We start from the raw sequence: 26,017 nt of genomic DNA on the forward strand, positions 1-26,017 counted from the left end.
GAAACGCCCGGTTACATTCCGAACCCGGAAGCTAAGCCTCACAGCGCCGATGGTACTGCAGGGGGGACCCTGTGGGAGAGTAGGACGCCGCCGAACAATTCTTCCAAAAAGGTCGGATCCTGAACTTCGGTTCGGGGTCCGGCCTTTTTACGTTTTGCTTAACGTGTCGTTCACGTTGCGCGCTCAGCATCCAGCACATGGGAACTGCTGCAATGCTCAGGGCCGCCGGCGTCGGAGTCGGTGACGAGGTCGTCGTACCGGCCTTCGGGAACGTCGAGCTCGCCGAGGCCGTGACCCTGGCCGGTGCGCTCCCGGTCTTCGCCGACATAGACCCGGTGACGTACTGCCTCGATCCCGGCGCTGTCGAGGCCGCCGTAACTCCCCGCACGGCCGCCGTCGTTGCCATACACCGCTTCGGACGGGGGGCCGACATCGGGCGGTTGCACGCGCTGGGGCAGCGGCAGGGGCTGCTGGTGCTGGAGCAGGGCGAGTCCGAGGCGCCGCACGACGAGATAGCTCAGCGCAGACAGCGGGCCGCTTACCTCGACGCCAAGCTCAAGGGAGTGCGTACGCCGGACGGTGGTGACGGGCACACGTACCAGCAGTACGTCGTGCGGGTGCCGGGGAACGGCCGGCCGGACCGGGACGCCTTCGCGCGCGCTTTGCGGGCCAGGGGCGTTGAATGCCGGGTGCCGGTCAAGACGCCTGTGCACCGGCTGCCGGAATTCCGCCGGTGCGTAGCGCTGCCCGAGACGGAACTGGCGGCGGACGAGACGCTCGCGCTGCCCGTGGACGCCTCGCTCACCAAGCGGGAGATGCAGCGCATCGTCTCCGCGTGCAACGCCCTCGGCGGACTGCTGCAGCCCGCCTTCTGATCGGGGTCCGAACGAGTTTGGGAACTCGGGCCAGTTCGGGGTACAGTTTCCTCGTCGCCGAGAGGGAAACCTCAAAAACGACAGGCCCCCATAGCTCAGTCGGCAGAGCGTCTCCATGGTAAGGAGAAGGTCAACGGTTCGATTCCGTTTGGGGGCTCCAGTAAAAAGGCCCCACCCTTTCGGGTGGGGCCTTTTTCATGCCTCCTGATGGATTCCCGGGACCCGCATCGCCAGAATTGCCATGTCGTCCGACGGGGCGTCGGACGCGAAGCGTTCCACCGCGCGCATGATGCGTGCCGCGACCGCGCCCGCCGTCAGGCCCGTGCACGTGGTGAGGACGTCGGCGAGGCCGTCGTCGCCCAGCATGCGCGTGCCCTCACGGCGTTCGGTGACCCCGTCCGTGACGCAGAGCAGCACATCACCCGGGTCGAGGGTGACCATCTCCTCGTACAGCTCCAGGTCCTCGATGACGCCCAGCAGCGGCTGGGGTTCGGCGGCCGTGACCACCGTGCCGTCCTGGCGCAGGCGCAGCGGGAGCGGGTGGCCGGCGCAGACCACCTTCAGTTCGGCGCTGCCGTCCGCCTGGGGGCGCATCTCGCCGTAGAGAAGGGTCAGGAAGCGGCTGCGGTCGCCCTCGTCGAGGATCGCGGAGTTCAGGCGCTCCAGGACCGCCGGGCCGGACAGGCCCTCGCGGGCCAGCAGGCGCAGGGCGTGCCGGGCGAGGCCGGTGACCGCCGCCGCGTTGGGGCCCGTACCGCAGACGTCGCCGATGGCGAAGCCGTAGGCGCCGTTGCCGATCGGGAAGAGGTCGTAGAAGTCGCCGCCGACCTCGTTGCCCTCGCCGGCCGCGCGGTAGATGACCTCCACCTCGACGCCGTCGATGTGCGGCGTGCCGGGTGGGAGCAGGCTGCGCTGGAGGGCCTGGCTGATGGCCGTGCGCTCCGAGTAGAGGCGGGCGTTGTCCAGGGCGAGCGCGGCCCGGCGGGACAAGTCCTCCGCCAGCTCCAGGATCTCCTGGCGGAAGTGTTCGTCGGTGGGCTTGCCGAGGACGAGCATGCCGATGACGCGGTTGCGGGCGACGAGCGGCAGCACGACCGTCTCGCCGCCGACCGCGGAGGCCGTGGCGAGCGTCGGGCCGATGCTCGAGGAGACCCGGTGCGTGGGCCCGCCGGACAGCCCGAGGCTGCGCATGGAGGTGCGCAGGGCCGCCTGGTGTGCCACCTCGGCGGGAACGGTCCACACACGGGCCCCGGGGGTCGGTACCGGGTCCGGCGGGGCGATCTTCGACAGCAGCGACTTGATGCCGTCGATGAGTTCCTCGTCCTCGTGCAGAACGTACGACAGGTACGGATCCGAGGCCTGGTCGGCGATCGTGTAGACGGCGCACCAGGTGGCCAGCGTCGGCACGGTCATCTGGGCCATCAGGGCCAGGGTCTGGTCGCGGTCGAGCGTGCCGGCCAGCAGGTCGGAGGCCTCGACCAGGAAGCTGAGGGAGCCGCGGCGCAGGCGTTCCAGTTCGCCGAGGCGGGCCGACTCGACGGCCAGGGCGATGCGGTCGGCGGCGAACTGCAGGCGCAGCGCCTCCTCGTTGGAGTAGCGCCCGGGTGCCTCGGCCGCGACGCCGAGGGAGCCGGTGAGGCGGCCCTCGACCTTCAGCGGGACGGTCACGACCGAGCGCATGCCGGTGCCGGACAGCAGGCCGACGGCGCCGGGTACGGCCGTCAGGTCGTCATGGACGGCGGGCATGCGCGCGGAGCCGTAGCGACCCGGGCCAGCTTCGACGGGCACGCGCGCGAAGCGCTGGCGGGCGGAGGGCAGGCCGGTGGAGGCGCGGACCTCCAGCTCCGTCTCGTCGTCGGTGGCCAGCAGCAGGAAGGCGGAGTCGCCGTCGAGCATGTCGCGGGCGCGTTCCACCGTGCGCTGCAGGAGGCCGTCGAGGTCGTCCGGGGCGGGGGAGCCGATGAACACCTCGAACGGGTCGGTGTTCTGGCCGTCGGAGGGCTGGCTCTGGTCCCCGGCCGGGACGCGGGACGGCGTCTGGAGTACGGCGCGTTCGTGGTCGCGCACCAGGAGGCAGACGGTGGAGGGCTCGCCGCCGGTGTCGCGGACCCTGAGGTGGGAGGCGTAGACCGGGGCCACGCGGCCGTCGGCGCCGCGGACGCCGTAGCTTCCCTCCCAGCGGGACAGCTGGAGGGCCTCGGCGATGCCGGTGCTGGTGCCGGGGGTGTGCGGCCAGGCCGCGAGTTCGGTGAGGGGCCTGCCGATGATCTCTGTCGCCGCGTACCCGAACAGTTCCTCGGCGTCCTCGTTCCAGGCGGTGATGGCGCCCTTGCGGTCGACCTGGAGGACCGCGACCCGGACCCGGCCGTCGGCGAGCGGGAGCAGCTCGGCGGGCAGGGACGGGCCCGCGGTACGGGTGCCGACCGGGCGCTGGGGGAGGTTGAGCTGGAACCAGACGTTCTTGTGCGTGGGGGTGTAGTCCACGCCCCAGCGGGCGGCCAGGGCCGCGCACAGCTGGAGGCCACGACCCCCTTCGCGGTCGGGGCTGCCCATCGTGGCGGCAGCGCTCTGGAGGGGGACCTCGCGTTCCGGGTAGCGGTCGGAGACCTCGATGCGCACACCGTCCTCGGTGCGCAGGCACAGCACGTCGGCGTGCGTGCCCGCGTGGACGACCGCGTTGGTCACCAGCTCGCTGGTGAGGACGACGGCGTCGTCGACGATGTCGGCAAAGCCCCAGCCCTGGAGCGTGTCGCGGACGAAGGACCGGGCGGTCGCGACCGATCGCCCGACGGGCTCAAAGGTGGCGGCCGCGCGCGCGGTGATCACAGAACTCCTCGGCCAGTTGTCGACGTGCAGGGCAGCATGGCCGGCCGGCTCGTGCCGCTGCTGCGGCATCCGCTCGCCCGTCGGCTGTGGCTCCGGGGGCTGTCCCCCGGGGATCACTCCGGTGGTCATGGTCTGCGGCCGCCCCTCCGATGCCCGCTCGTTCTCGTGCCACCGCCCAAGCCGGTCGGACCGGTGCGGCTGGACAGCCGGATGCAAGGTTACTTACCTTCACCGTCCGAGCGGATGCCGGTCACCGGTGTTTACCCCCCACGGTGTGCGGGCGATGTGCGAAGCTGCCGAACTGTTATGGCCTGGTTCGGCCCGGGTGAAACACTGGGCAAGATTCTGATGAAGGTCGGGTCGGGCTGCGTGTGTTCCGTGTACGGCGGGCAGCAGCCTCTGGTGTGGCCGGATCTCGTCTGGCAGAAATACGCAGCAGTAACGGATACGCGGAAGTATCCGGTATGCCGATGACCGGCAGGCCGGGGCCGAAGCGGCCGAGCACGGAGCACAGCAGTAGCGGTCTACCCCTCCGGGAGGGACACAGTGGAGTCTGGCGCGGCGACGCGTGGCACGAAGGCGCGCGCGAAAGGCGGACGGTCCCTGGGCGGGAACGGGGGCACCACCGCGGTGGACACGGCTGCCCTGAACCGGCTGCTGGTGGCTCTCGTCTCGATGCGCGACGGGAACTTCCGCAAGCGGCTCACGGTGTCCGGGGACGGGGTGATGTCGGAGATCGCGGCCGTCTTCAACGAGGTGGCCGACCGGAACATGCATCTGACCGGGGAGCTGTCCCGGGTGCGGCGCATGGTGGGGCGTGAGGGAAAACTCACGGAGCGGCTGGAGACGGGCGCCTGCGAGGGCTCCTGGGCGTCCGCCATCGACGCCTCCAACGCGCTGGTGGACGACCTCGTCTGGCCGGTGTCGGAGGTCAGCCGGGTGCTGACGGCGGTCGCCGAGGGCGATCTGTCGCCGCGGATGGAGCTGCGGACGCAGGCGCCGGACGACGGGACCGGACATCCGCTGCGCGGCGAGTTCCTGAAGGTCGGCCGTACCGTCAACAACCTGGTGGACCAGCTGTCCACGTTCACCGACGAGGTCACGCGCGTGGCCAGCGAGGTCGGCACCGAGGGCAAGCTCGGCGGACAGGCGCGGGTGCGCGGTATGTCGGGTTCGTGGAAGGACCTGACGGAGTCCGTCAACACCATGGCGCGGCAGCTGACCGCTCAGGTGCGCGACATCGCGCTGGTGACGACGGCGGTCGCGCGCGGTGATCTGTCGCGCAAGGTCACCGTCCATGTCGCGGGCGAGATGCTGGAGTTGAAGAACACCGTCAACACGATGGTGGAGCAGCTGTCGTCCTTCTCCGTCGAGGTGACCCGGGTCGCCCGCGAGGTGGGCACCGAGGGCATCCTGGGCGGTCAGGCGCAGGTGCCCGGGGTGGCCGGCGTGTGGAAGGAGCTGACCGACTCCGTCAACACGATGGCGGGCAACCTGACCGCGCAGGTGCGGGGGATCTCGCAGGTCACGACGGCTGTCGCCAACGGTGATCTGTCCCAGAAGGTGACGGTTCCGGCGCGCGGCGAGGTGGCGCAGCTCGCCGAGACGATCAACCAGATGACCGAGACGCTGCGGATCTTCGCGGACGAGGTCACGCGCGTGGCGAACGAGGTCGGCGCGGAGGGACGGCTCGGCGGGCAGGCGAACGTTCCCGGTGCCGCGGGTATCTGGAAGGACCTGACGGACTCCGTCAACACGGTCTTCCGGAACCTGACCACGCAGGTGCGGGACATCGCCGCCGTGACGACCGCCGTGGCCAGCGGTGACCTGTCGCAGAAGGTCACGGTGGACGTGGCCGGCGAGATGCTGGAGCTGAAGAACACCGTCAACGGGATGGTGGACCAGCTGTCGGCGTTCGGTGCCGAGGTGACCCGGGTGGCCCGGGAGATCGGGGTCGAGGGCGAGCTGGGCGGCCAGGCGCAGGTGCCGGGCGCGGCCGGTGACTGGAAGGACCTGACCGACTCCGTCAACACCGCGTTCCGCAACCTGACCGGTCAGGTGCGCAACATCGCCCAGGTGACCACGGCGGTGGCCAACGGCGACCTCTCGCAGAAGGTCACGGTGGACGTCTCCGGCGAGATGCTCCAGTTGAAGAACACCGTGAACACGATGGTCGACCAGCTGTCGAGCTTCGCCGACCAGGTCACGCGGATGGCCCGGGACGTGGGTACGGAGGGCCGCCTCGGCGGTCAGGCCCGGGTGGACGGCGTGTCGGGTACGTGGAAGGAGTTGACGGACTCCGTCAACTTCATGGCCGGCAACCTGACCTCGCAGGTGCGGCAGATCGCCCAGGTGACGACGGCGGTGGCGCGCGGCGACCTGTCGCAGAAGATCGACGTTGACGCCCGCGGCGAGATCCTCGAGCTGAAGAACACGATCAACACGATGGTGGACCAGCTGTCCGCCTTCGCCGACCAGGTGACCCGGGTGGCCCGGGACGTGGGTACGGAGGGCCGCCTCGGCGGTCAGGCGCAGGTGCCCGGTGTCGCCGGTGTGTGGCGGGACCTGACCGACTCCGTGAACGGCATGGCCGGCAACCTCACCGCCCAGGTGCGCAACATCGCCCAGGTCGCCACCGCCGTGGCCCGCGGTGACCTCTCCCAGAAGATCACCGTGGACGCGCGCGGGGAGATCCTGGAACTGAAGAACACCCTGAACACGATGGTCGACCAGCTGTCGTCGTTCGCGGAGGAGGTCACCCGGGTGGCCCGTGAGGTGGGTACGGAGGGCATCCTCGGCGGCCAGGCCGAGGTGCAGGGGGTCTCCGGTACCTGGAAGGACCTCACGCAGTCCGTGAACTTCATGGCGAACAACCTGACCATCCAGGTGCGCAACATCGCCGAGGTCACGACGGGGGTGGCCAAGGGCGACCTGTCGAAGAAGATCACTGTCGACGCCAAGGGCGAGATCCTTGAGCTGGTCACGACGGTCAACACGATGGTTGATCAGCTGTCCAGCTTCGCCGAGCAGGTGACCCGGGTGGCCCGTGAGGTGGGTACCGAGGGCATTCTGGGCGGTCAGGCGCACGTACCGGGCGTCACCGGCATCTGGAAGGACCTGAGCAACAACGTCAACCTGATGGCCAACAACCTGACCATGCAGGTGCGCAACATCTCCCAGGTGTCCGCGGCCGTCGCCAACGGCGACCTGACGCGGCAGGTGACGATCGAGGCGCGCGGTGAGGTCGCGCAGCTCGCCGACACCATCAACACCATGGTGAAGACGCTGAGTTCGTTCGCCGACCAGGTCACCAAGGTGGCCCGTGAGGTGGGCACGGACGGCATCCTGGGCGGCCAGGCGCACGTACCGGGTGTGGCCGGCACCTGGAAGGACCTCACGGAGTCCGTGAACGGCATGGCGTCCAACCTGACCGGTCAGGTGCGCAACATCGCCATGGTCACCACGGCCATCGCCAAGGGTGACCTGACGAAGAAGATCGACATTGACGCCCGTGGCGAGATCCTTGAGCTGAAGACGACGATCAACACGATGGTTGATCAGCTGTCCAGCTTCGCCGAGGAGGTCACGCGCGTCGCGCGCGAGGTGGGCACCGAGGGACAGCTCGGCGGCCAGGCACGCGTGCGTGACGTCGACGGCACCTGGCGGGACCTGACCGAGTCGGTGAACGAGATGGCCGGGAACCTCACCCGGCAGGTGCGTGCCATCGCGCGCGTGGCGACCGCGGTGACCCGCGGTGACCTGAACCTGAAGATCGACGTGGACGCGTCCGGCGAGATCCAGGAGCTGCAGGACTACATCAACAAGATGATCGCCAACCTGCGCGACACCACGATCGCCAACAAGGAGCAGGACTGGCTCAAGGGCAACCTGGCCCGCATCTCGGCCCTCATGCAGGGCCGCCGCGACCTGGAGGACGTGGCCTCGCTGATCATGAGCGAGCTGACGCCGGTGGTGTCCGCGCAGCACGGCGCGTTCTTCATGGCGATGCCGATGGCCGAGGGCAAGGGTCTCGGTAACGGCGAGGACACCTACGAGCTGCGGATGCAGGGCTCGTACGGCTACTCGATGGGGTCCATGCCGACGTCGTTCCGGCCCGGTGAGGCGCTGGTCGGCACGGCCGCCGAGGAGAAGCGCACGATCCTGGTGGAGAACGCGCCCAGCGGCTATCTGAAGATCTCCTCCGGGCTCGGCGAGGCCCCGCCGGCGCAGGTGATCGTGTTGCCGGTGCTGTTCGAGGGCCAGGTGCTCGGCGTGATCGAGCTGGCCTCCTTCACGCCGTTCACGCAGATCCAGAAGGACTTCCTCAACCAGATCGCCGAGATGATCGCGACCAGCGTCAACACCATCTCGGTCAACACCAAGACCGAGCAGCTGCTGAAGCAGTCGCAGGAGCTGACCGAGCAACTGCGCGAGCGGTCGGCCGAGTTGGAGAACCGGCAGAAGGCGCTGCAGGCCTCCAACGCCGAACTGGAGGAGAAGGCCGAGCTGCTGGCCCGCCAGAACCGCGACATCGAGGTGAAGAACACCGAGATCGAGGAGGCTCGGCAGGTCCTGGAGGAGCGCGCCGAGCAGCTCGCGGTGTCCATGCGCTACAAGAGCGAGTTCCTCGCCAACATGTCGCACGAGCTGCGCACCCCGCTCAACTCGCTGCTGATCCTGGCCAAGCTGCTGGCCGACAACGCCGAGGGCAATCTCTCGCCGAAGCAGGTCGAGTTCGCCGAGACCATCCACGGCGCCGGTTCCGACCTGCTCCAGCTGATCAACGACATCCTCGACCTGTCGAAGGTCGAGGCGGGCAAGATGGACGTCTCACCGACGCGTATCGCGCTCGTCCAGCTCGTGGACTACGTGGAGGCCACCTTCCGCCCGCTGACCGCGGAGAAGGGCCTGGACCTGTCCGTACGGGTCTCCCCGGAGTTGCCCGCGACCCTGCACACCGACGAGCAGCGGCTGCTCCAGGTGCTGCGCAACCTGCTGTCGAACGCGGTGAAGTTCACCGACTCGGGTTCGGTGGAGCTGGTGATCCGGCCCGCCAGCGCGGACGTGCCGGTGGGCATCCGGGAGCAGTTGCTGGAGACCGGATCGCTGGCCGATCCGGACGGGCCGCTGATCGCGTTCTCGGTGACGGACACGGGCATCGGCATCGCGGCCAGCAAGATGCGGGTGATCTTCGAGGCGTTCAAGCAGGCGGACGGCACGACCAGCCGCAAGTACGGCGGTACCGGCCTCGGCCTGTCGATCTCGCGGGAGATCGCGCAGCTGCTCGGCGGTGAGATCCACGCGCAGAGCGAACCGGGCCGCGGCTCGACGTTCACGCTGTACCTGCCGCTGCACCCGAGCGAACTGCCGCCGCAGGGCTACCAGCAGTCCGTGCCCGCGCTGGAGGCGGGCGAGCTGCTCGCCTCGGAGGCGCGGCAGTCCTTGGAGCTGTCCGCCGTGGAGATCGAGACGCCGGCCGAGGTGAAGTCGTACCGGGAGACGCAGAACGGTCCCGCGGCGCTCTTCCGGCGCCGGCGGCGCGGTCTGCCGCAGGGCGAGCCGCGGCACGAGCAGTGGGCGGTGGCCCCCGAGCAGGAGGGCACACCGCACCCCGCGCGCGCGGTGCGGTTCGGCGGCGAGAAGGTGCTGATCGTCGACGACGACATCCGTAATGTGTTCGCGCTGACCAGCGTGCTGGAGCAGCACGGGCTGTCGGTGCTGTACGCCGAGAACGGCCGCGAGGGCATCGAGGTGCTGGAGCAGCACGACGACGTGGCGGTCGTCCTGATGGACATCATGATGCCGGAGATGGACGGCTACGCGACGACCACGGCGATCCGCAGGATGCCGCAGTTCGCAGGGCTGCCGATCATCGCCCTGACGGCGAAGGCGATGAAGGGCGACCGGGAGAAGGCGATCGAGTCGGGCGCCTCGGACTACGTGACCAAGCCGGTCGACCCGGACCATCTGCTGGCCGTGATGCAGCAGTGGATGGGCGCGAAGTGACCCGAAGGGTTCCCCGGGATGTGAACGCCCGGGGAACCTCTGGCGGTCGTCGGGAGTTGCGCATGTGAGGCGGCTGCGAACGTAGGACTCAAGGGGGCCGCGCACGTATGGGAATGCCGGATTCCGGGAACCATCCGGACCCCTGCTGCGTTTCCGTTACGTGCACAGTGACATCGCGGTGACAGGGTGTGGCGACGGGCGGGGTACGGCTACGATGACCGGCACAAGGACGGGCGGCGATAGGGAGTCGTCCCCTGGGGCGGCGCCCGGTGTACCGCCGGGGCGAGGAGGGCGGGCCATGGTGCAGAAGGCCAAGATCCTCCTGGTCGATGACCGGCCGGAGAATCTGCTGGCGCTGGAGGCGATCCTCTCTGCGCTCGATCAGACGCTGGTGCGGGCATCGTCCGGGGAGGAAGCGCTCAAGGCACTGCTCACGGACGATTTCGCGGTCATCCTGCTGGATGTCCAGATGCCGGGCATGGACGGATTCGAGACCGCCGCGCACATCAAGCGGCGCGAGCGGACCCGGGACATCCCGATCATCTTTCTCACGGCGATCAACCATGGACCGCACCACACCTTCCGCGGGTACGCGGCGGGCGCGGTGGACTACATCTCCAAGCCGTTCGACCCGTGGGTGCTGCGCGCGAAGGTCTCGGTCTTCGTCGAGCTGTACATGAAGAACTGCCAGCTGCGCGAGCAGGCGGCTCTGCTGCGGCTGCAGTTGGAGGGCGGCGGCAAGGGCGCGGTCGGCGGCAAGGAGTCGGCCGGGCTGCTCGCCGAGCTGTCCGCGCGGCTCGCGGCTGTCGAGGAGCAGGCCGAGGCGCTGTCCAAGCAGCTGGACGACGATTCGGCGGATGCGGCCGCGGTGGCCACGGCGGCTCACCTGGAGCGCAAACTCACCGGGCTGCGCCGCGCGCTGGACGCCCTGGAGCCGGGTGCCGGGGCCGGCGGTTCGTCGGTGCCGGCGCAGAACTGACGTACACCGGGACGGCGGTTGCCCATGAGTGTGCGTCAGTTCCGGGTACCCGCAAGGGCGACACGAACGGGTGAAGCTGTGGGCACACGTGTCCGCTGTCGTCTCCACCGGTAATCTCACATCCATGGCCTCACGTCCCTCCGCAGCCAAGAAGCAGCCCGCGAAGAAGGCGGCTGCTCCCGCGAAGGCTGCGGCGAGGAAGCCCGCGGCCAAGAAGACCCCGGCCAAGAAGGCGCCCGCCAAGAAGGCCCCGGCGAAGAAGGCGGCGCCGCCGAAGCCGGCACCGAACCCCACCGGGGGCGTGTACCGGCTGGTGCGCGCCCTCTGGCTCGGCCTCGCGCACGCCGTCGGCGCCGTCTTCCGCGGCATAGGGCAGGGTGCGAGGAACCTCGACCCGGCCCACCGCAAGGACGGCGTCGCGCTGCTGCTCCTCGGTGTCGCGCTGATCGTCGCCGCCGGCACCTGGGCCGACCTGAAGGGCCCTGTCGGCGACCTCGTGGAGATCCTTGTCACCGGCGCCTTCGGCCGGCTCGACCTGCTGGTGCCGATACTGCTCGCGGTGATCGCCGTACGGTTCATCCGGCATCCGGAGAAGCCGGAGGCCAACGGGCGCATCGTGATCGGCCTGTCCGCGCTCGTCATCGGCGTGCTCGGACAGGTCCACATCGCCTGCGGCGCGCCCGCGCGCAGCGACGGCATGCAGGCCATAAGGGATGCCGGCGGCCTCATCGGCTGGGCGGCGGCGACCCCCCTGACGTACACCATGTCCGACGTGCTCGCCGTACCCCTGCTGGTGCTGCTGACGGTCTTCGGTCTGCTCGTGGTGACCGCCACTCCGGTCAACGCCATCCCGCAGCGGCTGCGGGCACTCGGCGTGCGCCTGGGCGTGCTGCACGATTACGAGGCGCAGGAGTTCACCACCGAGGACGACGAGCGCTACGACGAGCAGTGGCGCGAGGCGCTGCCCGCGCGCCCGCGCAGGCGCTCCGGCGCCCCCCAGGCGTACGACCCCGACAGCGCCGAGGAAGAGGCCCTCTCGCGGCGCCGCGGCCGCCCCAGGCGCTCCGCGGTGCCCCAGCCCGACCCGCAGCGCCAGATGGACGCCGTGGACGTCGCGGCGGCCGCCGCTGCCGCTCTCGACGGCGCCGTGCTGCACGGCATGCCGCCTTCCCCGCTGGTCGCCGACCTCACGCAGGGCGTCACCGTCGGGGACCGCGAGGAGACCACCCCGGTGCCCACTCCCGCGCCCGCGCCCGCCCCGGCCCCCGCGCCCTCGCCGGTGCCGGCCGCGCGTCCCGAGCAGGAGCAGCTCAAGGCCGGGATCGTCCCCGACCTGACCAAGAAGGCCCCCGAGGAGACACGGGACCTGCCCCCGCGCGCGGAGCAGCTCCAGCTCGCCGGGGACATCACCTACGCGCTGCCCTCCCTGGACCTCCTCACCCGCGGCGGCCCCGGCAAGGCGCGCAGCGAGGCCAACGACGCGGTCGTCGCCTCGCTCAGCCAGGTCTTCTCCGAGTTCAAGGTGGACGCGGCCGTCACCGGCTTCACCCGCGGTCCGACGGTCACCCGCTACGAGGTGGAGCTCGGCCCCGCCGTGAAGGTCGAGCGGATCACCGCCCTGACCAAGAACATCGCGTACGCGGTCGCCAGCCCGGACGTGCGGATCATCAGCCCCATCCCCGGCAAGTCCGCGGTCGGCATCGAGATCCCGAACACCGACCGGGAGATGGTCAACCTCGGCGACGTGCTGCGGCTCGCGGAGTCCGCCGAGGACGACGACCCGATGCTGGTCGCCTTCGGCAAGGACGTCGAGGGCGGGTACGTCATGCACTCGCTGGCGAAGATGCCGCACATGCTGGTCGCCGGCGCGACCGGCTCCGGCAAGTCGTCCTGCATCAACTGCCTGATCACCTCGATCATGATGCGGGCGACCCCGGAGGAGGTCCGGATGATCCTGGTCGACCCCAAGCGGGTCGAGCTGACCGCGTACGAGGGCATCCCGCACCTGATCACCCCGATCATCACCAACCCCAAGCGGGCCGCCGAGGCGCTCCAGTGGGTCGTACGCGAGATGGATCTGCGCTACGACGACCTGGCCGCGTTCGGCTTCCGGCACATCGACGACTTCAACCAGGCGATCCGCGACGGCAAGGTCAAGCTGCCCGAAGGCAGCGAGCGCGAGCTGCAGCCGTACCCGTATCTGCTGGTGATCGTGGACGAGCTGGCCGACCTGATGATGGTCGCGCCGCGCGACGTCGAGGACGCGATCGTGCGCATCACGCAGCTCGCGCGCGCGGCCGGCATCCACCTGGTGCTCGCCACCCAGCGTCCGTCGGTCGACGTGGTCACCGGTCTGATCAAGGCCAACGTGCCCTCCCGGCTGGCCTTCGCCACCTCCTCGCTGGCCGACTCGCGCGTCATCCTCGACCAGCCCGGCGCCGAGAAGCTGATCGGCAAGGGCGACGGACTGTTCTTGCCGATGGGGGCGAACAAGCCGACCCGTATGCAGGGCGCGTTCGTGACCGAGGCCGAGGTCGCGGGCGTCGTGCAGCACTGCAAGGACCAGATGGCGCCGGTCTTCCGGGACGACGTCACCGTGGGCACCAAGCAGAAGAAGGAGATCGACGAGGACATCGGCGACGACCTCGACCTGCTGTGCCAGGCGGCCGAACTGGTCGTCTCCACGCAGTTCGGCTCGACGTCCATGCTCCAGCGCAAGCTGCGCGTCGGCTTCGCCAAGGCCGGGCGGCTCATGGACCTCATGGAGTCCCGCAGCGTCGTGGGACCGAGCGAGGGCTCCAAGGCACGTGACGTCCTGGTGAAGCCGGACGAGCTGGACGGCGTGCTCGCGCTGATACGCGGGGAGTCCGAGGGGTAGGAGCTAAGAGCCGTCCGGTGCAGGCGGGTTACGCCGGGCGGCCGGGTCGCCGTGATCCACCCGTTAGAGATCGGCGAGCAACCGTTTCCCTTTGTCATACGTCAAGTTGAGCGAGAGGACAGGCAAGCATCTCACCCTGGGGTCCTTGCTTGTCCAGCCATCGGGATGCCCGGCCATTCCGATGGCGTACAAAGTCCCACCGTCCGGTTGCCCCACCCTTTCGTACCCCCCCTAGACTGAGCTTCCAGCACAGGTGGCTATACGCTCGAAAGGCGCCCCCGTGTCCATCGGCAACTCCCCTGAAGACGAGCGTCCGTTCCGAGACGAGTCCCAGGAAGCCCGTGTCCCCGTGGGCCGCGCCCTGCAGCAGGCGCGGATCGCGGCCGGGCTCACCGTGGACGACGTCAGCAGTGCCACTCGCGTCCGTATCGCCATCGTGCACGCCATCGAGGCGGACGATTTCGCCTCCTGTGGCGGTGACGTGTACGCGCGCGGGCACATCCGCACGCTGGCCAAGGTGGTCCATCTCGATCCCGCGCCACTGATCACGCAGTTCGACGAGGAGCACGGCGGCCGTCCCGCCCCCACCCCGGCGGCACCTCTGTTCGAGGCGGAGCGGATCCGCCCCGAGCGGCGCGCGCCGAACTGGACGGCGGCCATGGTCGCCGCGATCGTCGTCGTGATCGGCTTCGTCGGCTTCACCGCGCTCAAGGGCGGCGGCACCGGAAGCGGCTCGAAGGCGCAGGTCGCCGAGGGTGCCACGTCCTCCGCCAGCAAGTCCGCCTCACCCACTCCGAAGAAGGACAAGCCCGCCGCGCCGACCGGCGAGCCCTCCGACAGCGCCATCGCCGCGGCCCCGCAGGACAAGGTGACCGTGCAGGTCAGTGCGCCGAACGGACGCAGCTGGATCTCGGCCAAGGACCACAACGGCCGGATGCTCTTCGACGGGCTGCTGAGCAAGGGCGCGTCCAAGACCTTCCAGGACAGCTCCAAGATCAACCTGATCCTCGGCGACGCCGGCGCGATCGAGCTGTACGTCAACGGCAAGAAGATCGACGACAACTTCCAGCCGGGCACCGTGGAGCGTCTCACGTACACGAAGGGCGACCCTGTGGCCGGGTGACCGGCCCCTCAGCAGAGCGTGTGTGACGGGGTCGGCCAAGATCGGCCAACCCCGTCGACGTGGGCTGTCAGTGAGACAAAGTAGTCTTGAGCCCATGCCTGAACGCCGTACCGTCGCACTCGTCACTCTCGGCTGTGCCCGTAACGAGGTGGACTCCGAGGAGCTCGCAGGCCGTTTGGAGGCGGACGGCTGGCAGCTCGTCGAGGACGCCGCGGACGCCGATGTCGCCGTGGTCAACACCTGTGGCTTCGTCGAGGCCGCGAAGAAGGACTCCGTCGACGCCCTCCTCGAGGCCAATGACCTCAAGGACCAGGGGAGAACCCAGGCCGTCGTAGCGGTGGGCTGCATGGCCGAGCGGTACGGCAAGGAGCTGGCCGAGGCGCTGCCCGAGGCCGACGGCGTGCTCGGCTTCGACGACTACGCGGACATCTCCGACCGCCTGCAGACCATCCTGTCCGGCGGCATCCACGCCGCGCACACCCCGCGCGACCGCCGCAAGCTGCTGCCGATCAGCCCGGCCGAGCGGCAGGAATCGGCCGCCGCCGTCGCACTGCCCGGCCATGGCCCCGCCGACCTCCCGGAGGGCGTCGCGCCCGTCTCCGGCCCGCGCGCGCCCCTGCGCCGCCGGCTGGACGGTGCCCCGGTCGCCTCGGTCAAGCTCGCCTCCGGCTGTGACCGGCGCTGTTCCTTCTGCGCCATCCCCTCGTTCCGCGGCTCCTTCATCTCACGCCGCCCGAGCGACGTGCTGAACGAGACGCGGTGGCTGGCCGAACAGGGCGTGAAGGAGATCATGCTGGTCTCCGAGAACAACACCTCCTACGGCAAGGACCTGGGCGACATCCGCCTGCTGGAGTCCCTGCTGCCGGAGCTGGCCGAGGTCGACGGCATCGAGCGCGTGCGCGTGAGCTACCTCCAGCCGGCCGAGATGCGCCCGGGCCTGATCGACGTGCTGACCTCCACCCCGAAGGTCGTTCCGTACTTCGACCTGTCCTTCCAGCACTCCGCGCCCGACGTGCTGCGCTCCATGCGCCGCTTCGGCGACACCGACCGCTTCCTGGAGCTGCTGGACACGATCCGCTCCAAGGCCCCCGAGGCCGGCGTGCGCTCCAACTTCATCGTCGGCTTCCCCGGTGAGAGCGCGGCCGACCTGGCCGAGCTGGAGCGCTTCCTGACCGGCGCCCGCCTGGACGCCATCGGTGTCTTCGGCTACTCCGACGAGGAGGGCACGGAGGCGGCGACGTACGACAACAAGCTCGACGAGGACGTCGTCGCCGAGCGTCTGGCGCGGGTGTCCCGGCTGGCCGAGGAGCTGGTCTCGCAGCGTGCCGAGGAGCGCGTCGGAGAGACGGTGCACGTCCTGGTCGAGTCCGTCGACGAGGAAGAGGGCGTGTACGGCCGCGCCGCGCACCAGGCGCCGGAGACGGACGGCCAGGTGCTGCTCACGAGCGGCGAGGGCCTGAGCGTCGGACGTATGGTCGAGGCGAAGGTGGTCGGTACGGAAGGTGTCGACCTGGTGGCCGAGCCGCTGACCGGCTCGCTCGCGTGTAGTGAGGAGGCGGGCAGATGACCGGAGTCCCGGCATCCGCCGCGGGTGGCTCCTCCGGCGCGCAGGGCGCCCGGGGTCCCGCCGCCGCTGCCGACGGCGTTGCCTCCGAGGTCTCCGGTTCCGCATCGGCCGAGGGCGCCACCGGCTCCGAGGGCCGGCCCGCGCGTGGCGGGAAGATCGCGGCCGCGGCCGTCAACCAGGCCAGCGTCTGGAACGTCGCCAATCTGCTGACGATGCTGCGGCTCGTCCTGGTGCCCGGATTCGTGGCGCTGATGCTGGCGGACGGCGGTTACGACCCGGCCTGGCGTTCGCTGGCCTGGGCGGCCTTCGCCATCGCCATGATCACCGACCTGTTCGACGGGCATCTGGCGCGCACCTACAACCTGGTCACCGACTTCGGGAAGATCGCCGACCCCATCGCCGACAAGGCGATCATGGGGGCGGCGCTCATCTGCCTGTCGTCCCTGGGCGATCTGCCGTGGTGGGTCACCGTGGTGATCCTCGGCAGGGAACTCGGCATCACACTGCTGCGTTTTCTGGTCATTCGCTACGGCGTGATCCCCGCCAGCCGGGGCGGCAAGCTCAAGACGCTCACCCAGGGCGTGGCCGTCGGGATGTACGTCCTGGCACTGACGGGGTGGCTGGCCACTCTGCGGTTCTGGGTGATGGCCGTGGCGGTCGTTCTCACCGTCGTCACCGGCCTCGACTACGTAAGACAAGCCATTGTGCTGCGCCGCCGGGGAATCGCCGAGCGCGCGGCGGCGTTGGAGGAGAAGGATTCGTGAGCTCGCGGGCCGCCGAACTGGTGCGACTACTGACCGTGAGGGGCGAGACCCTCGCCGTCGCCGAGTCGCTCACCGGTGGCCTGGTAGCGGCGGAGATCACGGAGGTCCCCGGAGCGTCCAAGGTGTTCCGGGGTTCGGTCACCGCCTACGCCACCGAGCTGAAGCATGAGCTGCTGGGCGTCGACGCCGCCCTGCTGGCCCGACAGGGAGCGGTGGATCCGCAGGTCGCGGCAGAGATGGCGGCCGGAGTACGCAAGGCTCTGGGTGCCGACTGGGGCATCGCGACCACCGGGGTCGCCGGCCCTGATCCGCAGGACGGCCGGCCCGTGGGGACGGTCTTCGTGGCCGTCGACGGGCCCCTCACCGACCACCCTGGTTCTGCCGGTGGCGGAAAAGTGGAGGCTCTGCGGTTGAACGGCAGCCGTGCGGAAATTCGTATGGAGAGTGTACGGAGCGTGCTCGCAGTGCTCCTGGAGCGGCTTGCGGGCGAACAGACCGGGAATGAGCGGGCACAGGATACGGAACGGAACGGGGGGTTTTGATGTTTGCAGCCCTGAGTGAACACGACATCGCTCCCCGCACGGCCGCGGCGCGAGGCGGTACGGTGGGGCGAGAAGGATGCGGCTACGCGGTCCGAGGAGGGAGCCACCGATGATTCTGCTCCGTCGCCTGCTGGGTGACGTGCTGCGTCGGCAGCGCCAACGCCAGGGCCGTACTCTGCGCGAAGTCTCCTCGTCCGCCCGAGTCTCACTCGGCTATCTCTCCGAGGTGGAGCGGGGGCAGAAGGAGGCTTCCTCCGAGCTGCTCGCCGCCATCTGCGACGCGCTGGACGTACGGATGTCGGAACTCATGCGAGAAGTGAGCGACGAGCTGGCGCTCGCCGAGCTGGCCCAGTCCGCCGCGGCCACCGAGCCCGTACCCACGCCGGTCCGACCGATGCTGGGTTCGGTGTCGGTGACCGGTGTGCCACCGGAACGGGTGACCATCAAGGCGCCCGCGGAAGCGGTGGACGTGGTCGCCGCGTGAGGTTCGCGCACGCGGCCTAGCGATCCGGAACGAGTGAAAGCCCCGGCGGCTGCTTCAGGGAGACCTGGGGGAGCCTGCCGGGGCTTCTCCATGTGCGCACTTCGCGTCGTTCATACCGTTTGCCCGGTTCGGGTGGTGCGGTCATGGTGGAGGGACGTGACGGCGCCGAAGCACTGGAGGAAGCGGATGTACGTCGTGAAGAGCCCGTTGGCCGACGCGGATCTGAAGACCGTGTCCGAGGCGCTGCAAGGCGCCCTCGTCGATCTGGTGGACCTCTCGCTGATCGCCAAGCAGATCCACTGGAACGTCGTGGGGCCCCGCTTCCGGTCCATCCACCTTCAGCTCGACGAGGTCGTCGCCTCCGCGCGCACCCACTCCGACACCGTGGCCGAGCGGGCCTCGGCCCTCGGCGTCCCGCCCGACGGACGGGCTGCCACGGTGGCCTCCGCCGGCGGCATCAAGGCCGCGCCCGCGGGCTGGATCAAGGACACGGACGCGGTCGGGGCGATGGTGGACGCGCTGGGCGCGGTGATCACCCGGATGCGGGAGCGGGTGGCCGCCACGGGCGAGCCGGATCCGGTGTCCCAGGACATCTTCATCGGGGTCACCGCGGATCTGGAGAAGCATCACTGGATGTTCCAGGCGGAGAACGCCTAGCGGCTCGGCCTGGAATGCCGGACCGGCTGTCTCGAGTGGCTCGGCGTTGCATCGGTGAGCCCTCGATGCGCCTCCCGTCCAGGGCAGGCGACGGTCTAGCGTCCGGCAGGAGGTGATGGCGGGCATGGTGGGGCGGATAGTGCGCTGGGGGGTCGCGCTCGGGTTCGCGGCGGTGTGGTGGTGGGCCGTGCTGCGGCTCGCCCTGGGGCAGGGCTCGGGCGTGCTGGAAGGGGCCGTCGCGGCCGGCGGATGGGGGCTGGGCGTGCTGCCCGTGCACTGTGTGCCCCAGGGGCGTGCGGCCGGAGCGCTGTCGACGGGGCGCTGGGTGGCGGCCTGGCGGGCCGGGGACGTCACCAGGGCATCGCCACACCCCCGTTCGGGCGAAGTATCTGACCCGTCGTGAACGCCGACGCGTCCGACGCCAGGTACAGCACCGCGTGGGCGACGTCGTCCGGCTCGCCGACCCGGCCGAGGGGTGCCATCCGGGCCATCGTGCCCTCGGTGTGCGCCTGGGCCTCGCGGTCGTGGCGCTCGGTCATCGGGGTGCGGATCCAGCCCGGCGCGACCGCGTTGACCCGGATGCCGTGCCGGCCGACCTCGTTGGCCAGGGTCTTGGTGAGCTGGACCACGGCCGCCTTCGCCGCGCCGTAGCAGAGCAGTCCCGGTCCGCCGGTGTCGACCGCGCCGGACGCCATGGTGACGATGCTGCCCCGGGTGCCCTGGGCGAGCATCTGGCGGGCCGCCTCCTGGCAGGCGTACAGCACGCCCTTGAAGTTCACGTTCAGGACCCGGTCGAGATCCTCGTCGCGGGTCTCCAGCACGGGGCTGCTGTGCATGATCCCGGCGATCGCCGCCATGACGTCCAGGCGCCCGCAGGACCGGACGGCCTCGGCGAGCCGGGCCCGGTCGGTGACGTCCAGGACGTGTACGAGGGCCGTACCGCCGCCGTCCTTGATCAGTGCCGCTGTGCCGTGCAGGCCGTCCGCGTCCCGGTCGGCACAGTGCACCGCCGCGCCCGCGGCGGCGAGCAGGACGGCAGAGGCCCGGCCGATACCGCCGGCGGCTCCGGTGACGAACGCGGTGCGTCCGGTGAGGTCGTACGCGGTGAGGGGCATACGGCGACCGTACGAGCGTTTCTGACGGATCGTCAATTGGCGGGAAGCGCCGATCGGACTCGGGGCAGCCGTCGAGAGGCTGGGGTCGCGTCAGGCCGTGCGGCGGGGCCGGCGGTGCTGTGCCGCTCCGGGGGCGGGAGCGGGGCCCGGCTGGCAGGTGGGGCACCAGTAGGTGGGGCGTTCCCGGGCGCCGTCGCCCTGGTCGGCCGCGCGGACGGGGGTGCGGCAGCGCAGACAGGGGCGGGGCGCACGGCCGTAGACGAACAGGTCGTGCCGGTGCACGCCCGTGGTCTGGCGGACCGGGCGGTCGCGGTTCGCCTCCAGCAGCTTCTTGGCGAGCAGCGGCAGCTTCTCGGCGCGGTCCGCGGGCAGGGCGCCGACCGGCAGCCAGGGGGTCACGCCGAGCAGAAAACACAGCTCGCTCTTGTAGATGTTGCCGATGCCGGCCAGGTTGCGCTGGTCGAGCAGGGCCTCGCCGAGCGGGCGGGCGGGGTCGGCGAGGAGGTTCGCCAGGGCGCGCCCGGGGTCCCAGTCCGGGCCGAGCAGGTCGGGGCCGAGATGGCCGACGACCCGCTCCTCCTCGTGTGTGCGCAGCAGTTCGAGGACCTGCAGGCGGTAGCCCACGGCCGTGCGGTCGGCCGTGCCCAGGATCACCCGTATCTGGTGCGCCGGCCCGCCCCGCCAGCGCTCGTCCGTGCCGTACACCTTCCACGCCCCCTCCATCCGGAGATGGGTGTGCAGGGTCAGGCCGCCCTCGAACCGGGTCAGCAGGTGCTTGCCGCGCGGGATCGTGCTCAGCACCGTACGACCGGCGAGATCCACCGTCGCGTACTTCGGCACCCGGAAGTCGCTGCTGGTCAGCGCCTTGCCCGCGAGAGCCTCGTGCAGCCGCTTCGCGGCCTGCCAGACCGTGTCACCTTCGGGCATGCGTCCAGGGTGCCACGGTGGGGTGAGGCGGGCGCAGCCCGCCGGGATCCGCGCTCGCGGCCCTGTGACTGTGCCCCGGCGCCGGCCGCGGGGGCTACGGGGCCGGCGACGCATCGCACGAGGGTGGCCCCGCCGCCGTCGAGGCGCACGGTGTGCGCGGGCTTGCCGGGACGGCCGCCGTCACGCTCTCAGGCGCAGGCCGCGTGGCGTCGCCACGAAGCCCGCCGCCTCCAGCAGGGCGCCCAGGGGGGAGGTCAGGGCCTGGGCGGCGTTGATCCGCTCGACCGTGACCGTGCCGAGCGAGCCCGCGCGGGCCGCCGCGGCCAGCGCCTCGGCGGCCGTGCGCAGGCGGGAGTCCTCCGGGGCGGGGGTGTCCGCCGTGGCGGGCCAGGCCAGCAGGGTCTTGCCGCCACGCTCCATGTACAGCGTCAGCTCGCCCTCCACGAGGACGACCAGCGAGCCTGCCTTGCGGCCCGGCTTGTGCCCGGCGCCGATGGGCGACTCCGGCCAGGCGAGGGCCGCGCCGTAGGCGTTGGCGGGGTCGGCCGCGGCGAGGACCACGGCCCGCGGGTCGGGTGCCGACGAGCCCGAACGACCGCCGTAGCCCCGGTTCGCCGGTACGCCGTAGGCGGTGGTGCCGCCGCCTCGGGGGCCGCCGTAGCCGGGGGAGGCGAAGGGGTCGGCGAGGTCGCGGGGGGAGACGTAGTCGCCGGGGGCGGGCGGGAGGTCGGCCGGCGGCCAGGTGAAGTCGCCGTCGAGGCCGGGGTGGGCGAATCCGCCGCCCGATCCGTCGAAGGAGCCGGGGAGGGCGTGGTCGTGCGGCGCGCCGTCGGAGCCGCTCGGGAACATCGGCGCGGCGAAGCCGGCCGGGAGGCCTGGGGCGGCGAAGCCGTTCTGGTGGGACGGGGCGGCCAGGCCCTCGCCGCGGTCGCGGGCGGTGGACACCGCGCGCAGGCGGTCGACCGCGCCGTCCATGGCGAACTGGGCCGCGCCCAGGCCCTCGACCACATAGCCGCGCCGTGCCTGGCCGCTCTCCTCGAAGGCGGACAGCACCCGGTACACCGCCGAGAAGCCGCCCTCGACGCCCTCCGCCGCGACCGCCCCGCGGGTCACCACGCCGTGCCGGTCCAGGAGGGTGCGGGCCAGCGCGTGGGCGCGCACGGTGGCGTCCGACTCGGCCGCGGGCAGCAGCGACCAGCGGCCGGCGACGGTCGGCGGGCCCGAGCGGGAGGCGGGGCGGGCGGCAGCCGTCAGCGAGCCGTAACGCCCGCGCGGGACGGACCGCTTGGCGCGGTGCGCCGTCGAACCCGCCGTACGGCCCGAGCCCAGCAGGGAGCGCATCGGGGTGAGGGTGTCGTTGGTGAGCCGTCCGGACCAGGCCAGGTCCCACAGCGCGTCGGCCAGTTGGGGGTCCGTGACGTCGGGGTGGGTGGTGGCCCGTACCTGGTCGGTGATCTGGCGGAAGAACAGGCCGTATCCGCCGGAGAGCGCGTCCAGGACGGACTGGTGGAGCGCGGTCAGCTCCAGGGGGTGCGGCGGCGGGAGGAGCAGGGGGGCCGCGTCCGCCAGATAGAGGGAGACCCAGCCGTCCTTGCCGGGCAGGGCGCCCGCACCGGCCCACACCACCTCACCGGCCGCGGTCAGTTCGTCGAGCATCGCGGGCGTGTAGTTCGCCACGCGGGAGGGCAGGACCAGCTTCTCCAGCGCGGAGGCGGGCACCGAGGCGCCCTGCAACTGCTCGACGGCGCGCACCAGTCCGTCGATCCCGCGCAGCCCGTGGCCCTTGCCGATGTGCTGCCACTGCGGCAGGAACTGCGCCAGCGCGGTCGGCGTCACCGGCTCCAGCTCGTGCCGCAGAGCTGCCAGGGAACGGCGGCGCAAGCGCCGCAGTACGGTCGCGTCGCACCACTCCTGGCCGATGCCCGCCGGATGGAACTCGCCCTGGACGACCCGGCCGCCCGCCGTGAGCCGGTGCAGCGCGCCCTCGGTGACCGCGACGCCCAGGCCGAAGCGGGCCGCCGCCGTGGCCGACGTGAACGGGCCGTGCGTACGGGCGTAGCGCGCGAGGAGATCGCCGAGCGGATCCTTGACCGGCTCGGTGAAGGCCTCGGGCACGCCCACCGGCAGTGCCGTGCCGAGCGCGTCCCGCAGCCGGCCCGCGTCCTCGATCGCCGCCCAGTGGTCGGCACCGGCGATACGGACCTTGATGGCGCGACGGGCCCCGGCCAGCTCCCGCGCCCAGTGCGGATCCGCGCCCCGCGCGAGCAGCTCGGCGTCGGTCAGCGGGCCGAGCAGCCGCAGGACGTCCGCCGCGCCCTCCACGTCCTTGACCCGGCGGTCCTCGGTGAGCCACTGCAGCTCGCGCTCCAGCTCGGTCAGCACCTCGGCGTCGAGCAGTTCGCGCAGCTCGGCCTGGCCCAGCAACTCGGCCAGCAGCCGGGAGTCCAGGGACAGCGCGGCGGCACGGCGCTCGGCGAGCGGGGAGTCGCCCTCGTACAGGAACTGGGCGACGTACCCGAACAGCAGCGAACGCGCGAAGGGGGACGGCTCCGGAGTGGTGACCTCTACCAGACGCACCTTGCGGGACTCGATGTCGCCCATCAGCTCGACGAGTCCGGGGACGTCGAAGACGTCCTGGAGGCATTCGCGGACCGCCTCCAGGACGATCGGGAACGAGCCGAACTCGCTCGCCACCTGGAGCAGTTGGGCCGCACGCTGACGCTGCTGCCACAGCGGGGTGCGCTTTCCGGGGTTGCGGCGCGGCAGCAACAGCGCGCGGGCGGCGCACTCGCGGAACCGGGAGGCGAACAGGGCCGATCCGCCGACCTGGTCGGTGACCAGCTGGTCGACCTCGCCCTTGTCGAAGGCGACGTCCGCCGCGCCCACGGGCGCCTGCTCGCTGTCGAACTCCGTGCCCGCCTTCACCGGCGCCTGGTCGAGCAGGTCGAGGCCCATCAGGTCGGCATCGGGCAGGCGCAGCACGATGCCGTCGTCGGCGTGCATGACCTGCGCGTCCATGCCGTACCGCTCGGACAGGCGGGCGCCGAGGGCGAGGGCCCAGGGGGCGTGGACCTGGGCGCCGAAGGGGGAGTGCACGACGACCCGCCAGTCACCCAGCTCGTCGCGGAAGCGCTCCACGACGATCGTGCGGTCGTCCGGGATGTGACCGCAGGCCTCGCGCTGCTCGTCCAGGTACGACAGCACGTTGTCCGCCGCCCACGTGTCCAGGCCCGCCGCCAGCAGGCGCGGCCGGGCGTCCTCCTTCGTCAGGGAGCCGACCTCGCGCAGGAACGCGCCCACCGCGCGGCCCAGTTCGAGCGGGCGGCCCAGCTGGTCGCCCTTCCAGAAGGGCAGTCGGCCGGGCACGCCGGGCGCGGGGGAGACCAGGACCCGGTCGCGGGTGATGTCCTCGATGCGCCAGGAACTCGTGCCCAGCGTGAAGACGTCCCCCACCCGGGACTCGTACACCATCTCCTCGTCCAGCTCGCCGACCCGGCCGCCGCCCTTCTTGGGGTCGGAACCGGCGAGGAAGACGCCGAACAGGCCCCGGTCGGGGATCGTGCCGCCCGACGTGACGGCGAGGCGCTGGGCGCCCGGGCGGCCGGTGATGTCACCGGTGACGCGGTCCCACACCACGCGCGGGCGCAGTTCGGCGAACGCGTCCGACGGGTAGCGGCCCGCGAGCATGTCGAGGACCGCCGTGAACGCCGACTCGGGCAACGACGCGAAGGGGGCCGCTCGCCGGGCCAGGGCGAGCAGGTCGTCGAACTGCCAGGTGTCCAGCGCCGTCATCGCGACCAGTTGCTGGGCGAGCACGTCCAGCGGGTTCGCGGGCACCTTCAGGGACTCGATCGAGCCCGACCGCATCCGTTCGGTGACCACGGCCGCCTGCACCAGGTCGCCCCGGTACTTGGGGAAGACGACACCTGTGGAGACGGCGCCCACCTGGTGTCCCGCGCGGCCGACGCGCTGGAGTCCGGAGGCGACCGAGGGCGGGGACTCGACCTGGACGACGAGATCCACGGCGCCCATGTCGATACCCAGCTCCAGGCTGGACGTGGCGACCACGGCGGGCAGCCGGCCCGCCTTCAGGTCCTCCTCGACCAGGGCGCGCTGCTCCTTGGAGACCGAACCGTGGTGCGCGCGGGCGATCACCGGGGGCGCACCCTGGGCGGCGCCCGAGCCGCCCATCAGCTGCGCGGGGGCATGGTGCTCGTCCAGGGGCTCGCCGGTCGCGCGCTCGTACGCGATCTCGTTGAGCCGGTTGCACAGGCGCTCCGCGAGCCGCCGGGAGTTCGCGAAGACGATCGTGGAGCGGTGGGACTGCACGAGGTCGGCGATCCGCTCCTCCACAGGCGGCCAGATCGACGGCCGCTCCGCGCCCTCGGCCGCGTCGGCCGCCGGGGAGCCGCCCAGCTCGCCCATGTCCTGGACCGGGACGACCACGGACAGGTCGAACTCCTTGCCGGACACCGGCTGGACGATCTCCACCTTGCGGCGCGGCGAGAGATAGCGGGCCACCTCGTCCACCGGGCGCACGGTCGCCGACAGGCCGATACGGCGGGCCGGCCTCGGCAGCAACTCGTCCAGCCGCTCCAGGGAGAGCGCGAGATGGGCACCGCGCTTGGTGCCCGCGACCGCGTGCACCTCGTCCAGGATCACCGTCTCCACACCCGTCAGCGCGTCGCGCGTGGCCGAGGTCAGCATCAGGAACAGCGACTCGGGAGTGGTGATCAGGATGTCCGGCGGGCGCGTGGACAGCGCGCGGCGCTCGGCGGCCGGGGTGTCGCCGGAGCGGATGCCGACCCTGACCTCGGGCTCGGGCAGCCCCAGGCGCACGGACTCCTGCCGGATACCGGTCAGCGGGCTGCGCAGATTGCGCTCGACGTCGACCGCGAGGGCCTTCAGCGGCGACACGTACAGCACCCGGCAGCGCTTCCTCGGGTCGGCCGGGGGCGGGGTCGAGGCCAGCTGGTCCAAGGCGGCGAGGAACGCGGCCAGCGTCTTGCCCGATCCGGTCGGAGCCACCACCAGCACGTCCGAGCCCGCCCCGATGGCCTGCCACGCACCCGCCTGGGCCGCGGTGGGCGCGGAGAACGCCCCCGTGAACCAGCCGCGGGTCGCGGGTGAGAAGCCGTCGAGGGCTCGGTGTGCGGAGCTGACCATGCGTCCATCCTGCACCCGACCACTGACAATCACGCTGACCTGGGAAAACGCGGTACGCCGGGGAGCGGGCGGGGAGCGGGCGGGGTCGGGGAGGGTGCGGGGTTCGGG

The 26,017-nt window shown here is 71.2% G+C and carries 15 protein-coding genes, 1 tRNA gene and 1 rRNA gene; 13 read left to right on the forward strand and 4 right to left on the reverse strand.

Annotation, left to right across the window (positions count from 1 at the left end):
* The 3 genes from rrf to ADK64_RS36220 all read left to right on the forward strand — a co-directional run.
* Positions 1-96, forward strand: a 5S ribosomal RNA gene (gene rrf / locus ADK64_RS36210); the annotation flags it as partial.
* Positions 97-212: 116 nt separating this feature from the next.
* Positions 213-875 carry a DegT/DnrJ/EryC1/StrS family aminotransferase gene (locus ADK64_RS36215; protein WP_053666333.1) on the forward strand — a complete coding sequence of 221 codons (663 nt, stop codon included), beginning with the start codon at positions 213-215 and terminating at the stop codon, positions 873-875.
* Between the two features lie 84 nt (positions 876-959).
* A tRNA-Thr gene (locus tag ADK64_RS36220) sits at positions 960-1,035 on the forward strand.
* A gap of 35 nt (positions 1,036-1,070) precedes the next feature.
* Here ADK64_RS36220 and ADK64_RS36225 read toward each other — a convergent pair.
* Entirely contained in the window at positions 1,071-3,830 is a 2,760-nt protein-coding gene (locus tag ADK64_RS36225) for a SpoIIE family protein phosphatase (protein ID WP_053666334.1), read from the reverse strand.
* 417 nt (positions 3,831-4,247) lie between these two features.
* Here ADK64_RS36225 and ADK64_RS36230 point away from each other — a divergent pair, with 417 nt between their 5' ends.
* The 10 genes from ADK64_RS36230 to ADK64_RS44040 all read left to right on the forward strand — a co-directional run bounded on the left by ADK64_RS36230 (position 4,248) and on the right by ADK64_RS44040 (position 19,104).
* The gene (locus ADK64_RS36230; RefSeq protein ID WP_107093192.1) at positions 4,248-9,707 is read left to right on the forward strand and encodes a HAMP domain-containing protein; all 5,460 of its coding nucleotides are present in this window, start codon (positions 4,248-4,250) and stop codon (positions 9,705-9,707) included.
* A gap of 298 nt (positions 9,708-10,005) precedes the next feature.
* On the forward strand, positions 10,006-10,686 hold the full coding sequence (locus ADK64_RS36235; protein WP_053666336.1) for a response regulator: 681 nt from the start codon (positions 10,006-10,008) through the stop codon (positions 10,684-10,686).
* 124 nt (positions 10,687-10,810) lie between these two features.
* On the forward strand, positions 10,811-13,564 hold the full coding sequence (locus ADK64_RS36240) for a DNA translocase FtsK (RefSeq protein WP_199829801.1): 2,754 nt from the start codon (positions 10,811-10,813) through the stop codon (positions 13,562-13,564).
* Between the two features lie 280 nt (positions 13,565-13,844).
* Positions 13,845-14,687, forward strand: coding sequence for a helix-turn-helix domain-containing protein (locus tag ADK64_RS36245; RefSeq protein WP_053666337.1), 843 nt, complete (start codon positions 13,845-13,847; stop codon positions 14,685-14,687).
* Positions 14,688-14,781: 94 nt separating this feature from the next.
* Positions 14,782-16,254, forward strand: coding sequence for a 30S ribosomal protein S12 methylthiotransferase RimO (rimO, locus tag ADK64_RS36250; protein WP_053666338.1), 1,473 nt, complete (start codon positions 14,782-14,784; stop codon positions 16,252-16,254).
* Positions 16,251-17,018 (forward strand): CDP-diacylglycerol--glycerol-3-phosphate 3-phosphatidyltransferase, encoded by a 768-nt coding sequence (gene pgsA / locus ADK64_RS36255; RefSeq protein ID WP_053666339.1) that lies wholly within the window; start codon positions 16,251-16,253, stop codon positions 17,016-17,018. The genes rimO and pgsA overlap by 4 nt, the downstream gene beginning before the upstream one ends.
* Positions 17,015-17,560 (forward strand): CinA family protein, encoded by a 546-nt coding sequence (locus ADK64_RS36260; RefSeq protein WP_053666340.1) that lies wholly within the window; start codon positions 17,015-17,017, stop codon positions 17,558-17,560. Before pgsA ends, ADK64_RS36260 begins: the two co-directional genes overlap by 4 nt.
* A gap of 109 nt (positions 17,561-17,669) precedes the next feature.
* A complete protein-coding gene (locus ADK64_RS36265; RefSeq protein ID WP_053666341.1) occupies positions 17,670-18,044 on the forward strand; it encodes a helix-turn-helix domain-containing protein in 375 nt (124 codons plus the stop codon).
* A 186-nt stretch (positions 18,045-18,230) separates the two neighbouring features.
* Complete coding sequence (locus ADK64_RS36270) at positions 18,231-18,701, forward strand: Dps family protein (protein ID WP_053666342.1); 471 nt, start codon at positions 18,231-18,233, stop codon at positions 18,699-18,701.
* 124 nt (positions 18,702-18,825) lie between these two features.
* Complete coding sequence (locus tag ADK64_RS44040) at positions 18,826-19,104, forward strand: hypothetical protein (RefSeq protein WP_078993048.1); 279 nt, start codon at positions 18,826-18,828, stop codon at positions 19,102-19,104.
* Here ADK64_RS44040 and ADK64_RS36275 read toward each other — a convergent pair.
* The 3 genes from ADK64_RS36275 to ADK64_RS36285 form a co-directional block, all read right to left on the reverse strand.
* The gene (locus ADK64_RS36275) at positions 19,052-19,816 is read right to left on the reverse strand and encodes an SDR family NAD(P)-dependent oxidoreductase (RefSeq protein ID WP_053666343.1); all 765 of its coding nucleotides are present in this window, start codon (positions 19,814-19,816) and stop codon (positions 19,052-19,054) included. The genes ADK64_RS44040 and ADK64_RS36275 overlap by 53 nt on opposite strands.
* Positions 19,817-19,906: 90 nt before the next feature.
* Positions 19,907-20,743: a DNA-formamidopyrimidine glycosylase family protein gene (locus tag ADK64_RS36280; protein WP_053666344.1), complete on the reverse strand. Its 837-nt coding sequence runs from the start codon at positions 20,741-20,743 to the stop codon at positions 19,907-19,909.
* Between the two features lie 180 nt (positions 20,744-20,923).
* Positions 20,924-25,909 (reverse strand): ATP-dependent helicase, encoded by a 4,986-nt coding sequence (locus ADK64_RS36285; RefSeq protein ID WP_053666345.1) that lies wholly within the window; start codon positions 25,907-25,909, stop codon positions 20,924-20,926.
* Positions 25,910-26,017: the final 108 nt, after the last annotated feature.

It is taken from the genome of Streptomyces sp. MMG1121, from assembly GCF_001280015.1.
Taxonomy (GTDB): domain Bacteria; phylum Actinomycetota; class Actinomycetes; order Streptomycetales; family Streptomycetaceae; genus Streptomyces.

Coding starts and splice junctions, on each gene's coding strand:
- ADK64_RS44040 (WP_078993048.1), top strand. CDS start 18,826: ATGGTGGGGCGGATAGTGCGCTGGGGGGTCGCGCTCGGGTTCGCGGCG.
- ADK64_RS36280 (WP_053666344.1), bottom strand. CDS start 20,743: ATGCCCGAAGGTGACACGGTCTGGCAGGCCGCGAAGCGGCTGCACGAG.
- ADK64_RS36265 (WP_053666341.1), top strand. CDS start 17,670: ATGATTCTGCTCCGTCGCCTGCTGGGTGACGTGCTGCGTCGGCAGCGC.
- ADK64_RS36225 (WP_053666334.1), bottom strand. CDS start 3,830: ATGACCACCGGAGTGATCCCCGGGGGACAGCCCCCGGAGCCACAGCCG.
- ADK64_RS36270 (WP_053666342.1), top strand. CDS start 18,231: ATGTACGTCGTGAAGAGCCCGTTGGCCGACGCGGATCTGAAGACCGTG.
- ADK64_RS36235 (WP_053666336.1), top strand. CDS start 10,006: ATGGTGCAGAAGGCCAAGATCCTCCTGGTCGATGACCGGCCGGAGAAT.
- rimO (WP_053666338.1), top strand. CDS start 14,782: ATGCCTGAACGCCGTACCGTCGCACTCGTCACTCTCGGCTGTGCCCGT.
- pgsA (WP_053666339.1), top strand. CDS start 16,251: ATGACCGGAGTCCCGGCATCCGCCGCGGGTGGCTCCTCCGGCGCGCAG.
- ADK64_RS36240 (WP_199829801.1), top strand. CDS start 10,811: ATGGCCTCACGTCCCTCCGCAGCCAAGAAGCAGCCCGCGAAGAAGGCG.
- ADK64_RS36275 (WP_053666343.1), bottom strand. CDS start 19,816: ATGCCCCTCACCGCGTACGACCTCACCGGACGCACCGCGTTCGTCACC.
- ADK64_RS36215 (WP_053666333.1), top strand. CDS start 213: ATGCTCAGGGCCGCCGGCGTCGGAGTCGGTGACGAGGTCGTCGTACCG.
- ADK64_RS36285 (WP_053666345.1), bottom strand. CDS start 25,909: ATGGTCAGCTCCGCACACCGAGCCCTCGACGGCTTCTCACCCGCGACC.